Origin of the sequence: Marixanthomonas spongiae, from assembly GCF_003095375.1 — a bacterium.
Lineage (GTDB): Bacteria > Bacteroidota > Bacteroidia > Flavobacteriales > Flavobacteriaceae > Marixanthomonas > Marixanthomonas spongiae.
Window position 1 is genome coordinate 1 of record NZ_QEHR01000010.1, and the last position, 12,601, is coordinate 12,601.

The following is a 12,601-nucleotide window of genomic DNA, read 5'->3' on the forward strand; positions in this document are numbered from 1 at the left end:
CTTGCACGGTAACTGGTGTACCAATATCACTACAATCAAACTCGGTAATATCCACTGCGGTGGTTTCAATGCCACAGGCTTCATCCAAGCTGGCGATCACATCGTCCGGCAATAGGGTAGCGGTGCCATCTTCACCTAATTCTAAGGTAAAATCTGTACACACTAAGTCTGGTGACGTGTTATCTTCTACTGTAACCATAGCCGTACAAGTTGCTGTATTGCCATTGTTATCAGTAACCGTTAATGCTACGGCGTTAACACCCACATTGGAGCAGTCAAACGTATCCATATCCAGGTCGTAACTGGCAATGCCACACGCATCGATTGATCCACCATCTACATCTATTCCTGTAATGCTCACCGTACCGGTAGCATCAAGCTGAAGGGTAATGTCTTGACAAACCACTTCAGGAGCGGTAATATCTTCTACGGTCACAATTGCGGTACACGTTGAAACGTTTCCGTTTACATCGGTTACAGTTAACGTAACATTGTTGTCACCAACGTTACTGCAATCGAAGGTATCTTGATCGATTGATATGCTATCCACACCACAGGCATCGGTAGAACCGCCGTCCAAATCAACTGCCGTAATGGAAGCCGAGCCAAATTCATCTAACTGAATGGTGATATTCTCACACACGGCAATTGGTGCTTCATTGTCTTCAACGGTAATATCGAAGGTACAAACGCTACTGTTTCCACTGGCATCAGTAGCAGTAAATTCAACAGTCGATACTCCAACTGGAAACTGACTACCCGATGGCAGACCAGCCGTTTGAACTACGGTTACTCCAGAACAGTTATCCGTTGCCAACGCATCTGGGAAGTTTACGGTAGCATAGCAGTTACCCGGATCTGTACTTGCCAGTACATTTGCAGTACAAGCGATAGTCGGGGCAATGGTGTCTTCTACCGTGACGATAGTGGTACAGGTAGAAACATTACCGTTTATATCAGTTACTGTTAAAGTAACGGTATTGTCCCCAACGTTAGAGCAATCAAAATCAGTTATGTCAATACTAGTGGTATCAATACCACACGCATCGGTTGAGCCATTTTCAATATCGGCTACTGTAATAGCAGCTTGTCCGTTAGCATCAAGCTGAACCGTAAACGGCGCAACACAGTTTGCAACTGGTGCCACGTTATCTTCCACTGTTACGATAGTAGTACACGTGCTTGAATTACCCGAAGTATCGGTTACGGTAAGGGTAACGGTATTATCACCAATGTTTGAACAGTCAAAGTCAGTTACATCAATAGTTGTCGTGTCAATAGTGCAATTGTCAGTTGAACCATCATTAATATCAGCCGCGGTAATAGCAGCTTGTCCATTAGCGTCTAACTGTACCGTAAATGGTGCCACACAATTGGCGATAGGGGCTATATTGTCTATTACTGTAACCGTAGTGGTACAGGTTGAAGTGTTTCCAGAATTATCGGTAACAGTAAGGGTTACTGTATTATCTCCTATGTTTGAACAATCAAAATCAGTTATGTCGATAGAAGTTGATGCAATTCCACAGTTGTCGGTACTTCCTCCGTCAATATCAGCCGCTGTAATAGAAGCTTCCCCATTGGCATCTAAGTACACTAAATATGGATTTGCTGCAATTGAGACATTGTCTAATGCAAATTTTGCAGGTCCTGAAGATGGATCAGGAACTTGTTGCCAAAATGCAATACGAATGGTTTGACCTATGTAAGCCGATAAATCTGCTGATAGGCTGTTCCATACATTGTCGTCATCTATTGTTCCTGAAATGGCAGTTACTTGGTTAACTACTTCTAACACGTTATTGCTAAGGTCTCGTATTTGTACTTCATAAATACGATTGGAACATCCAGTGCAATAATCGGCTAAATTGTAATCAATATTTTCATCCCACGTAAGTAGGTTATTATTAGTTGTAATAGTAACATCTTGATAGATAACAGCCTCATCGGGTCCTGAAGATGCATCAAATCCGTTTGTAGCCATTAATGCTCCATCTGTAGGCGTAGCTGCTGGAAAGAAAGGATTTACTGTACTAAAATCTACATTAAATGGGATAAAAGGGATGGAGAAATCTTCTACTGTCCACCCGGTAAAATCACCTGTTTCAAAACTTCCATTTACAATAATATCATTATTTCCTTTACAAATGGCAACTGGCGGGGTTGTATCGGTATCAGCGAGTGTAACACTATCTGTGACGGTACAACCGTTAGCATCGGTAACTGTTACGGTATAGGTTCCTGCTGAAAGTCCGGTTGCAGTTGCATTGTTCCCACCTGAAGGCGCCCATGAATAAGAATATGGAGTTGTCCCTCCATTGGCAGTAACGGTCGCAGATCCATCACTGCCACCCGGGCAAGAAGCATCGGTTTGGGCTGTTATAGTTGCGTTTAATACTGTTGGTTCTGTAATAGTAACGCTATCCGTATCAACGCATCCATTTGCATCAGTAATTGTTACGGTATAAGTACCTGCCTGAAGTCCAGTTGCTGTGGCATTGTTTCCGCCAGATGGAGCCCATGAGTACGTATAACTACTAGTACCCCCATTTGCAGTAGCTGTAGCAGAACCATCTGAGCCACCATTACAAGATACATTACTATCTACATTTGCAGAAGCTACTAAAGCTGTTGGTTCCGTAATGGTCACATTCACAGTGTCTGTACATCCATTATCATCAGTAACTGTTACGGTATAACTTCCTGCCGAAAGTCCCGTTGCAGTAGCGTTGTTTCCTCCAGAAGGTGCCCAAGAATAGGAGTAGGGGCTTATTCCTCCGCTTGCTGTTACAGTAGCAGAACCGTTGGTGCCACCGTTACAAGACACATTGGTCTGTGAACTTATACTGGCATTAATTGGCGAACTTATCCTAATGGTTTCCGTAGTACTATCATTACCGCCACTATTTGATGCGGTAAGGGTTACCGTATATTCTCCAGCAGCTGTATAACTGTGTACAGGGTTTTGGGCGGTAGAAGTAGCTCCATCCCCAAAATCCCAAGACCAAGAGGTAGGGGTATCAGTTGATTGATCGGTAAAAAATACGGTATGGGGTGTGGAACAGCCACTTGTTGGGGCTGCACTAAAAGCAGCTATTGGAGGAGTACCGCCGCTACCACTCACGTTAACCGTTAGGCTCCAACTGGTTCCTGTAGAGAAATCTGTAGCCACTAATACTTGATAGGTGCCTGGGCTATTTGGTACAGGGGTAATGTTTCCGCCAGGAAAGCTCACGGAACCATTGCCTACCTGAAAAAAACCATTTGACGTATCTCCTGTAGCAGTGGCAGCAATACTCGTAATAGATTGTCCGCTCGCTAGTACTATTTGAAAGCGGTCTTGGCTATCGCTAGGGGTGTTAACGCTTCCGCTAAAACCATTGGCGCCTGTGGTTAAGTTAAAAGTAGGGCCTGTTCCCGTATTTGGGAAATCAGTCCCCTCGTTTTGTGCCATGAGTAGGCTAGATGAACATAGCAATGCTATACACATCCATATTTGGGTAATTTTTTTCATAAGGTTGTTTGAAATTAAGATTTGATTATGGGTGTAAAAGTAGGGTATTTCCTATATGTAATATATACGTAACACTACGTAATCTTTTGCATCCCCGTAGCCAGTGTTGGTGTTTTTCACCAACACTATACCGATAGATAGCAAATAGCTTGTTGGAAAAAAACACCGACAAGGGCATTGTTTCACTGTTTTGTTTTACTTCAGTAAGCCTGTCTGATGGCAAGACATGCGCATCACAGGCTATCAAGGAATTTCATACTGTCCCTTTGTAGCCACTATTAATGCAAAGCATCAAGTATAAAAGCTTTTAAACATTTAACCCTTTGGTATATATCCCAACCTAAATGTGGGATACCACGGGCAGGGATGCACTATGGGTCGCCCTTTCTTCGCAAAACGTCCATTTTTGGAAAATACACCCCTGCCGTTCCCGAAGAAACCCCGAAGGATCCCCGAACAAAACCCCTGTTTTTTGGCGATTGTCGGTCAAGCACAGGCAACCAAATGCAAACCAATGCAACCGCCGTCAATGGCCGTCACATAATGGCAAGGGGCAGTACCCGTATTTAATTAATTTCAATGGATGGCAATCACGGTCAATGGCGTGCACGGTGTTGGTTTATAGAAAGTTGCGTTCTATATTGTCAGCTCAAATAATTTACTAACTTAAATTTTAAAACGTATGGCAACATTCGAAAAAGGAATCCTAGGAGGGTTCTCAGGAAAAGTAGGTACCGTAGTAGGTGCCAGATGGAGAGGCAAAAACATTATGCGCAGTTTACCCCAGCGCGGTGATTATACGCCCAGCGAACTGCAATTGCAGCAGCGCGCAAAATTTAGGACCGTTATCCGGTTTTTAACGCCCATTCAGCGTATTGTGGCAAAGTTTTTTGGGAGCGAACAAGGCGACAAGTCTCCTTTTAACCTGGCAACGGGCTACCATTTAACGGAAGCCGTAATCCCCGATGGTGACGGTTATGCCATGGACTATCCCAAAGTACTGATAAGCAAAGGGGATTTACGTGGCCTGAGCAATGTAACCCTTGCCGCTGCCTTAAACCAAGGGCTTTCCCTTGAATGGAACGACAACAGTGGTCAAGGCAATGCCGCAGCAACCGACGAGCTGATTGTGGTAGTGTATGCGCCCAACACCGAGCTGTACCAACAGTTTAACCCAGCAGGGGTGCGTAGCGATGCCAGTGCTTTGCTTTCTTTACCGGCCTACTACAGCGGGCTGGAAGTACAGGTATGGGCCACCTTTGTAACAGCCGATGAAAAACTCGCGGCCACCAGTAGTTATCTGGGGGCGGTTACCGTAAGCTAACGGCTTGTTATATGCTCCATGTAAAAACCCATCTGTTTTGCAGGTGGGTTTTTGTTTGTATATAAGTTGTAGGGTAACACCCCCCGTAGCCCCCCTCGAGGGGGGAATAGGGAATGTCCCTTGAGGCGGTGTGCTGAGCCAGCCCGATCTGTCGTTCAGGCGGGTTTGTCGAAGTAGGACTTTAGGGGTGTAAAGCGTTTTGTATAATGATGCTGTGCACCCCCCGTAGCCCCCCACAAGGGGGGGAATAGGGAATGTCCCCTTGAGGCGCTGTGCTGAGCTTGTCGAAGTAGGACTTTAGGGGTGTTTACAGCGTACTATTAAATTTAGTTTTAAGAAGCAATGACAAGCATAAAAAATGCTAATGGATTACGGTATAAAGAGAACTACCGGTTTTATATTAAAGGGGAGTTAAAAAAATTGGGAGGATAGAAAACGTTAGCGGTTTTCTACGGGGTCTGGTTGCAGGCCTTTGCTGCCTTTGGCCAGTAACAGCGGTACAATCACTTCTTGTACATAATAGCTGTTAACGCCCATCTCAAAATACGGCAACAGGTTTTGCTTACGCCAACGGTACACGGTGGACAAGCTCACTTTAAACAGCTTGGCAATGTCGTGGTCCGTTAGCAACGTAACACCATTGGGCATAGGGGCGTCCTGGTGATTTTGGTTACTTTGCATAGTAGGTATAATTTAAAATTAGAACGCACAAAATATAAAAAAATACGATATCAACAAAATAAAGTCATTTTTTATAAAGAATTATAGTGTATTTAAAAATAAGGTATATATTTGTTGCATCTATTAACAATCTCCCCCGTTATTGTAGTGAGGATATGTGTTTGCCTGTGCCTTTTGGTGGGAGGGTTATACCTAATTATAATAAACGTATAAACGCAATTGTGTTTATATGCATGGCTTAGTCACAAGCCAAAAACAAAACTATGGCAAAAGATAAAATACAGAGAGTACCTCGAGTTGTAAATTACTATGAATTGAAATTCTTATTCGAAGAAGACAATAATTTTGACAGTTTTTTTAAAACGCTTACCACATTAGCGAAAACTCGTGCAAAAATCCGATATCAACTATTCGGCGACAAATATGTTTTCATTCAAGGAATAGAGAATAAAAATGATATGATTAAAGCTAAAATGCGTTGCATCAGAATGGATTTACTTCCAGAATTGATGGATATCACAACCGACGAGACAAAAGAAATAGATGCTAAAGAACAAGAAGGAGTTGTGGAAACAACACACTTCATTATTGATTACTCCGATAAAGATAATATTATCCTCGCGCTTGAATACAACCATTATGGTTCTAAAATAACAGACCTTGTTGATTACGTGCAGAGGATTGGAATTCATAAAAAATTGCTTGACAATGTTGGTTTTGCACCAATCACAAAAAATGAGCTGAATAAACTCAAAGAAAGAATTGGAAGGTTTTCAGAATTTGTAGTAAGAATTCATAAAGACAACGTTCCTAAACTCAAGAAAATGGATAAAAAGCTTTGGGAAGCAGTAAGTGTATCTACCGATAATTTTGATACCGACTATGCAACTTTACGCTTAAAGTTCGATTTCAAGCAACGTTCTGCAACACCACTTATAGAACAAACTGTAGTCAATTTGATTAATCACCTCAAAAAAAATCATAAAGAAAAGCACCTTTTTAATCAGTTATATATGAGAGCTGAAGACAGAGAGAAAAATAATTTGCTCGCAAAATTCGACCTTCTCATTGAAAAGGTACATAGTGATTTAAAAGTGCAAAAAAAGCCAAAATATCGTACTTTGATTTCCAAAGATATGTTTGACCAAATGACTAACGAATTAAAACGGATTCGATTTTAATGAACAAAATTAAGAACATCGTTGACAAGTATTTATTCTATGCTCTATTTATTGACGTAGCGATTTTACTTGCAATCTGGTTGGGAAATACACATTTTTCAATATTTGATTTTAAGCCATTAAATAATGAAACGAATATCAAAATACTCTCAAATCTAATTGGAGCTTCAATTTCATTAGCAGGGTTTGTATTAGCCTCTTTGACCATAATTGTCGCAATAAGGTCAAATGTCAAAACTAAAAGACCCGAAGAAGCGGATACACCATTAGAATTATTTTTTAGTATTGGAACCTACAAAACAATTGTGAAGGTTTTTAAAATAGCTATCATTGAATTGGTTTTCTGTTTTATAGTGTCCTATATTGTTTGGATGGCTTCGGCAAACATTACAAACTACGGAATATTTAAAGTGAACGTTTGTCTGATATTTCTGCTTACCGTAAGTACAATGCGAAGTTTGTTTGTGCTGTTCTTATTGATAGCAAGGGACGATAAGGCCAGTGGCTAACAATGACTCCTATGAAAAGCACTAATCTTGTTCATCAAAATAGTTTTTTTAATTGGCTGTGACTTTTGGTGGGGAAAATATGATTAAAAAATATAATGAGTATAAACATAATTGTGTTTATATGCATATTGTGCATAATACGAACAACGAACCAAAATTGAACATTAATGGAAAAAGAAAAATTTAAGATTTGGCTAATTAGAAATGGTTATGCTGACAATACAAGTATAAGTTATTCTTATGCGATTGACAAAATTTCAAAACATTTGTCCGAAAAACGGAATGAAAATATAGATGTTTATGAAATAAATGACTTGCCAATAATCAAAAAACTTGTCGAATCATACAGCACAGTAGGAAATTATTCAAAAACTGGAAATGAAGGACGCGGAACTGTGAGAAATGCAATTAAAGCATTTTACAAATTCAAAGAAAATGCGGAGGATATATCTTATGAATTAGCTGACGAAGAAATTGAGAGCGAAGAATTAACGGATTTATCAATTACGAACTTTAGTTATGAAAGAGATTTGAAAAACTCAATGGTATCGCAAATAGCGGAATTATTTCCGGAATATAAAATATTTGGAAATCAAAATGAAGGAGTTGAATATTTAATCGAGGGAAAGAGAATTGATATTTTATTGGAAAAATCGGACGGCGAATTATTAGCAGTTGAATTAAAATCTGGAGTGGCGAATTTCAAAGTTTTTGGTCAATTATCAATGTACTTGGGTTTATTAATGGAAAGATTTCCCGAAAGAGAGATTAAAGGTTGCATTGTTGCTGGAGAAATTGACTTGACATTAAAAAGTGCAACTAAAACAACAAATCTGATTTCATTAAAAACGTACAGAATGAAATTGGAATTGCAGGATGAATAAAGTACTTTACACCAGTGTTGGTGTTTTTCACCAACGCACAAGACATAGCCAGCAAACAGTTTGTTGGTGGAAAACACCAACAAGGGTAAAGGCATAACACCCCCCGTAGCCCCCCTCGAGGGGGAGTTAAATGTATGTCCCCTTGAGGGGACCTTAGGGGTGTATTGCGTACTACCTGTCTCCTTGCGGTGTATTCATTTAATCAAAATAGGACTTTACTCCAGTGTTGGTGTTTAGCACCAACGCCCAGCAGATAGCTAGCACATAACCGATTGTTGGTGAAAAACACCAACAAGGGCAAAGGCAAAATAATTCACGCAACCCATACCACAAACCTTTAGGTTTCCAAAAAAAGTATTACATTGCCTTTTAAACTAACTACCTTTTGGCACTATCCTGGAACGAAATAAAAAGCCGCGCCCTGCAGTTTACAAACGAGTGGGAAGGCGAAACCCGCGAGCGCGCAGAGAAAGACAGCTTTTGGAATGACTTCTTTAACATATTTGGTATCTCGCGCAGACGGTTGGCAACCTTTGAAGAACCTGTAAAAAAACTAAACAACAATTTAGGGTTTATAGACCTTTTTTGGAAAGGTACATTGCTGGTAGAGCATAAAAGCAATGGCAAGGACTTAGATGCTGCCTTTAAACAAGCAACCGATTATTTTCACGGCCTAAAAGAACACGAACTGCCCAAGTATGTGTTGGTAAGTGATTTTGAACACTTCCGCTTGTACGATCTAGATGAAGGGCTGGACTATGCGTTCCCTATAAGCGAATTGTATAAAAACATTAAACTGTTCGGGTTTATTGCCGGATACCAAAAACGCACCTTTAAAGACGAAGACCCGGTAAATATTGAAGCTGCCGAGCTTATGGGCAAACTGCACGACCAGCTGGAAGAAAGCGGTTATAAAGGACATTCGCTCGAGGTGTTCTTGGTACGGTTGCTTTTCTGTTTGTTTGCAGACGATACCGGTATTTTTGAACGGGACACCTTTAAAGAGTTTGTAGATGTAAAGACAAAAGAAGACGGCAGCGATTTGGGTGGGTGGCTGGCCCAGTTTTTTCAGGTGCTCAATACACCCAACAGCAAACGTTTAAAAAACCTGGACGAACACCTTACCATATTTCCGTATGTAAACGGAAAACTGTTTGAAGAAGCCTTACCCATTGCTTCGTTTAACAGTGCCATGCGGGAGATATTGCTGGAATGCAGTAAATTAAACTGGGGCGAGATAAGCCCTGCCATCTTTGGCAGTATGTTTCAAAGTGTTATGAACCCCGAAGAGCGCCGTAACTTAGGGGCACATTATACCAGTGAAAAGAATATTTTAAAACTGATACGTCCGTTGTTTCTGGACGCCTTACAGGAAGAATTCGATAAAATACACACCAACAAAAACAAACTACGGGAGTTTCATAAAAAACTGGGTAGCCTTCGGTTTATGGACCCTGCCTGTGGGTGTGGTAATTTCTTGATTATTACCTATCGCGAAATACGGTTGTTGGAGCTGCAAGTGCTAAAACAACTGTACGGCACCCAACAGGTGATTGGTATTGATGAAATTATGATGGTGGAGGTAGACCAATTTTACGGTATTGAATATGATGAGTTCCCCGCCCGTATTGCCGAAGTGGCGATGTGGCTCATGGACCACCAAATGAACCTTTTGGTAAGTGAAGCCTTTGGGCTTTATTATGCCCGTTTACCGTTACAAAAAAGTGCCACCATTGTACATGGTAATGCGTTACAAGTAGATTGGGAAGATGTAGTGAAGAAAACGGAGTTGAATTATATTTTAGGGAACCCGCCGTTTGTGGGTGAAAGATATCAGTCAAAGGAGCAAAGAGAAGAAATAAGAAAGGTTTTTGGAAAAAAGTTAAAAGTAGATTATGTAGCCGCTTGGTACTTTATTGCCGCCAACTATATACAAGGAACCACTATAAAAGTGGGTTTTGTATCTACAAATTCGATAATGCAAGGGGAGCAAGTTGTATTATTATGGAAGCATATACTAACTAACTTAGAATGCCATATTCATTTTGCGCATAAAACCTTCAAATGGAGCAATGAAGCAAGAGGGAAAGCTGCAGTTTATTGTGTAATTGTGGGTTTTGCAGACTTTGATACAAAAGAAAAATATCTTTTTGAGTATGAGGATATTTCTGGAGAACCTCATAGTAAAAAAGTTAAAAATATTAATGCTTATTTAGTTGATGCTCAAAGTATATTTATTGACAAAAGAAGAAAACCAATAAATAAAGTTAAAAAACTAAGAAATGGGTCAAGAGCAAGTGATAAAGGCTATTTGTTATTTACACTTGAAGAAAAAAATAGTTTTATTTTAAAAGAACCAAATTCAGCAAAGTATTTTAAAAGAACTTATGGAGCTAGAGAGTTTATTAATAATATTCCAAGATACGCACTGTGGCTCGAAGATATTGCTCCTTCTGAATTGAGAAAGATGAAATATGTTTTGGAGATTATTGAAAAAATAAAAGAGTTTAGACCAAAAACACCTCATTTATTTAAAAGTATTCGTAAACCAAAAACTGATTATCTTTTTATTCCACAAATGTCATCTTCAAATCGAGATTATATACCTATTGGTTTTTTAGAAAAGGGGACTATTCCATTAGATCCTCATTTCTACAAAGATGAAACAAGTTTCTTTGAGTTTGGAATTTTAACTTCCAAAATGCATATGGCCTGGATAAAATACACTTGTGGTAGATTGAAAAATGATATAAGGTATTCAAATACAATAGTTTACAACAACTACCCCTGGCCTAAAGACCCTAGTAAGAAAAACAAAGATAAAGTAGCTGCCAAAGCCCAAAAAGTACTGGATGTACGCGCAGCATACCCCAACAGTAGCTTGGCAGACCTCTACGATCCCCTTACCATGCCACCCAACTTGGTAAAAGCGCACCAAGCCTTGGACAAAGCGGTAGATGTATGTTACCGCCCGCAACCCTTTACCAACGAGACAGGACGCATAGAATATTTATTTACGTTGTATGATGAGTACACGATGCCGCTGCTAGAAAATAAAAAAAGATAAAAAAAGAACATAAATAACCCCAAAAGAATAATAATGGCAAGAGTACCTATTGAAATTAATAGAATAATTAAAGAGAGTTATAGATTTGGAGATAAATCAGAAGGCAAAAGAGAAGAGGAGCAGTTTTTAATAGAAATTGAAGAAAAAAGACATAACTGGAACCTTACCCATATAACCAACAGAAAAGAACTATTGCGCTTACGTGATGCTATAAACGGTGCATTAGGTTATAATGAAGTAGCTAAAAGCCTTAATTGCACTATAAATGAGGCAGAAACAATAGTAAATTATCAACACAAAGAAAAGATTTGTAATAACTGTGCTCAAAAGAACATCGCTTGTTATGACTGTATCTTTACTTGTCAAAGTCCTTTAGAACAAAAACTATATGTAGCCTTAAAAAATAGAAAGATAGATACCGAATTACAATGGAGAATACGTAAAGACGGTAGTGGTTATCCAAAAAAATATCCGGTAAACAAAAAAACAATATTAACACTACCAGACTTTTATATTGAAGCTTCGGGCAAAAAAGTGTGCATTTATGCAGACGGACATACCTATCACGAACGAACAGAAAGCCAAGCACTGCGCGACAGAAACATAGATAGAGAGTTACAGAATTTTGGTTACGTATGTTTACGCTTTACAGGAAAAGAAATTAGGGAGAACATTGATAAAGAAAAAAACGGTTGCAGTATAAGGCTAGGTGCGTATTTACCCTATAGAATGAGACTATAGCTAAACAGATAAATAAATATATCCGATTGATTTGAACACAAAAATTGTTAGTATAATTTATTAATTTTTTAAAAATGGGAATTTTAAGGAAACTGACTAAAGGTATACAGGCTTTTTCAAATGAAGTAAATAAACCTAGTTCTTTTGAAAAGGGAGAGGAATTTGAAAACTATGTAAGAGAATATTTATTTCCGATAGAAGAATATGATCTTGTGCATAAAACACATGATTATCATTCAAATAATGGAGATTATGTGGAATCAAGTTTAAAGCCTGATTTCAAATTCAGGGATAAAAAAACCAAGAAAGAGTTTTATGTAGAAGTAAAGTGGCGAAAAGGTTATTACAACAGGCAACATAAAGTAGAATGGTGCAATGGACAACAGTTAAGAAGATATAAGGCTATTGATAAAAAGGAGGATAAGGTTTTTATAGTATTAGGTTTTGGGGATAAACCAGCAAGACCTGAAGAAATTATACTGTTCCCTATGAGTAGCTGTAATTATACCGGGTTGTATGACTCTTTTCTTGACAACTATTCATTTTATGTAGATAAGCCTGTTTTCTCTAGCTATTTATGGAAGTTAAAATAGCTATAATAAAACTTATTTTACGCCTGTGTTGGCGTGTTGCACCAACGCCCCAGACATAGCTAACAAATAGTTTGTTGGTGGAAAACACCAACAAGGGCAGAAATACA

The 12,601-nt window shown here is 39.2% G+C and carries 9 protein-coding genes; 7 read left to right on the forward strand and 2 right to left on the reverse strand.

From position 1 onward, the window contains the following. On the reverse strand, positions 1-3,514 hold a 3,514-nt coding region (locus DDV96_RS13670; protein ID WP_116695345.1), incomplete at its 3' end, for an HYR domain-containing protein. A 682-nt stretch (positions 3,515-4,196) separates the two neighbouring features. On the opposite strand from DDV96_RS13670, the gene DDV96_RS13680 reads away from it, so the two are divergent. Next, positions 4,197-4,838 carry a DUF6266 family protein gene (locus tag DDV96_RS13680; RefSeq protein ID WP_116695347.1) on the forward strand — a complete coding sequence of 214 codons (642 nt, stop codon included), beginning with the start codon at positions 4,197-4,199 and terminating at the stop codon, positions 4,836-4,838. A gap of 438 nt (positions 4,839-5,276) precedes the next feature. Here DDV96_RS13680 and DDV96_RS13685 read toward each other — a convergent pair whose 3' ends face one another. After that, positions 5,277-5,519: a helix-turn-helix domain-containing protein gene (locus DDV96_RS13685; protein ID WP_116695348.1), complete on the reverse strand. Its 243-nt coding sequence runs from the start codon at positions 5,517-5,519 to the stop codon at positions 5,277-5,279. A 263-nt stretch (positions 5,520-5,782) separates the two neighbouring features. Here DDV96_RS13685 and DDV96_RS13690 point away from each other — a divergent pair, with 263 nt between their 5' ends. The 6 genes from DDV96_RS13690 to DDV96_RS13715 all read left to right on the forward strand — a co-directional run bounded on the left by DDV96_RS13690 (position 5,783) and on the right by DDV96_RS13715 (position 12,494). Continuing rightward, on the forward strand, positions 5,783-6,700 hold the full coding sequence (locus DDV96_RS13690) for a hypothetical protein (protein WP_116695349.1): 918 nt from the start codon (positions 5,783-5,785) through the stop codon (positions 6,698-6,700). Next, complete coding sequence (locus tag DDV96_RS13695; RefSeq protein WP_116695350.1) at positions 6,700-7,209, forward strand: hypothetical protein; 510 nt, start codon at positions 6,700-6,702, stop codon at positions 7,207-7,209. The genes DDV96_RS13690 and DDV96_RS13695 overlap by 1 nt, the downstream gene beginning before the upstream one ends. A 167-nt stretch (positions 7,210-7,376) precedes the next feature. Next, positions 7,377-8,093 (forward strand): endonuclease NucS domain-containing protein, encoded by a 717-nt coding sequence (locus DDV96_RS13700; RefSeq protein ID WP_116695351.1) that lies wholly within the window; start codon positions 7,377-7,379, stop codon positions 8,091-8,093. Between the two features lie 385 nt (positions 8,094-8,478). Beyond that, positions 8,479-11,160, forward strand: a complete 2,682-nt coding sequence (locus DDV96_RS13705; RefSeq protein WP_116695352.1) for a class I SAM-dependent DNA methyltransferase — start codon at positions 8,479-8,481, stop codon at positions 11,158-11,160. Positions 11,161-11,193: 33 nt separating this feature from the next. Then, entirely contained in the window at positions 11,194-11,901 is a 708-nt protein-coding gene (locus DDV96_RS13710; RefSeq protein WP_116695353.1) for a DUF559 domain-containing protein, read from the forward strand. A 74-nt stretch (positions 11,902-11,975) separates the two neighbouring features. After that, complete coding sequence (locus DDV96_RS13715) at positions 11,976-12,494, forward strand: hypothetical protein (RefSeq protein ID WP_116695354.1); 519 nt, start codon at positions 11,976-11,978, stop codon at positions 12,492-12,494. The last annotated feature ends 107 nt before the right edge of the window (positions 12,495-12,601 follow it).